Origin of the sequence: Streptomyces sp. SBT349 (assembly GCF_001083795.1) — a bacterium.
Lineage (GTDB): Bacteria > Actinomycetota > Actinomycetes > Streptomycetales > Streptomycetaceae > Streptomyces.
In genome coordinates this window covers 1-1,794 of record NZ_LAVK01000630.1, presented here as the reverse complement: position 1 = coordinate 1,794, position 1,794 = coordinate 1, and the positions used below count along the sequence as shown (strand labels likewise).

Annotated in this window: 1 protein-coding gene and 1 pseudogene; both read left to right on the top strand. The window is 73.5% G+C overall.

Annotation, left to right across the window (positions count from 1 at the left end; translation table 11 throughout):
* Positions 1-88 precede the first annotated feature (88 nt).
* The gene (locus ADY01_RS35335; protein ID WP_049580951.1) at positions 89-1,069 is read left to right on the top strand and encodes an ABC transporter substrate-binding protein; all 981 of its coding nucleotides are present in this window, start codon (positions 89-91) and stop codon (positions 1,067-1,069) included.
* Between the two features lie 138 nt (positions 1,070-1,207).
* A pseudogene (locus ADY01_RS35330) lies at positions 1,208-1,794 on the top strand (hypothetical protein); the annotation flags it as partial.

Genomic DNA, 1,794 nt, shown 5'->3' with positions numbered 1-1,794 from the left:
CCCTCCCCATCCGCCTGATCATGCCCCGACCGCCCTCGACTTCTCCCCTGTTCGCCCCTCAGAGCCCGACCCCTGGACGGAGACCCACGTGACCGCGACATCCCCGCGCAGAAGGACGGCCTTGCTGGCCGTCGGCGCCGCCACCGCCCTGGCGCTGTCCCTGACCGCCTGCGGCGGCGACAGCCTGGAGGAGGAGGGCGGCGACAGCGGCGGCACCGGCGAGGAGAGCGGCGGCGGCTCGCTGACGGTCGGCGGCGCCAACTTCACCGAGGCGACGATCATGACCGAGCTCTACGCGCAGGTACTGGAGGAGGCCGGGTACTCCACCAGCATCACCAGCACCGACGGCCGCGAGCTCTACGCGCCCGAGCTGGAGAGCGGCGCCATCGACGTCGTCCCCGAGTACGCGGCCACCCTGACCGAGTACCTGAACGCCCAGGCCAACGGTCCCGAGGCCGAGCCGCTCGCCTCCTCGGACGTCGACGCCACGGTGGCCGCGCTGCGCGAGCTGGCCGAGCCCCGCGGCCTCACGGTCCTGGACCCCGGCGAGGCCGTCGACCAGAACGCGTTCGCCGTCCGCGCCGACTTCGCCGCGGAGCACGACCTGGAGACCCTCTCCGACCTGGGCGAGTCCGGGCTCCCGATCCGGCTGGCCGCCGGTGAGGACTGCCCGGAGCGGCCCTTCTGCGAGCCGGGCCTCGAAGACACCTACGGCATCGACATCACCGGGATCGACCCGCTGGGCGTCGGCACCGTCCAGGCCAAGCAGGCCGTGGCCGACGGCGAGGACGATCTGGCCCTGGTCACCACGACCGACGCGACCCTGGAGGACTTCGACCTGGTGCTGCTGGAGGACGACCAGAAGCTCCAGCTCGCGGACAACCTGCTCCCGGTCCTCAACGCCGAGTCGGCGAGCGACCCCGAGATCGCCGAGGCCCTGGACCGCCTCACCGCCACCCTCACCACCGATCACCTGATCGAGTTGAACCGCCAGGTCGACTCCGAACGCCGCAAGGCCGACGAGGTCGCCCGGGACTACCTCACCGAGCAGGGCCTCCTCGAAGGCTGACCCCGCGCGGGACCCATCCGGCGTCCCGTACATAACTGCAAGGGAACAACCGCCGAGGAGCACTCCCGCGCGCTGTCGGCGTCACGGTAAGTTTCGCCCATGGCACGTGGACGTCACCGATCCTCAGCACTGCATCGCGTGCTGATTCCGGGTGTGCTGGGCGGGCTGGCGCTCGGCTGCGCCGGCGGCTCCTGGCTGCTGGGCGACGGAGACGACGCGATAGCGCTGCGCGTCCTCGTCGCCGCGGCCGCCGCCTGCGCGGTCGCCATCGCCCTGCTGCTGCGCCGCTGGGACCTGGAGGCGGGGCGGCAGGTGGCGCGCGAGCGCGCCGCCAAGGCGGGGATGAGCTGGCAGATCGACGAGCGGCAGGCCGAGCTCGAAGAGGCCCAGGAGCTCGTCGGCGCGCTGGAGGACAAGATCCGCGACAAGCGCGTGGACCTCGGCAGGCTCAGGTCCGAGCACGCCGACCTGCTGCGCCGGTACGCCACCGCCGAGAGCGAACGCGCCAAGGCCCTGGAGGGCAGCCGACGTCTCGCGCTCGAAGCGGCCGAACCGGCGAAGGCGCTGCCCGCGCGGGCCACCGACCACCGCACGGCGGGCGGCGCGCCCACGCCGCTGACCTACCGGCAGGCGTCCGAGGCGCTCGGCAGGCTCTCGCGGAGCGCGGCCCGCCAGCGCGAGGCGGCCGAGGAGGTGCCCCCGGCCCAGCACCTGGGGCTCGCGCG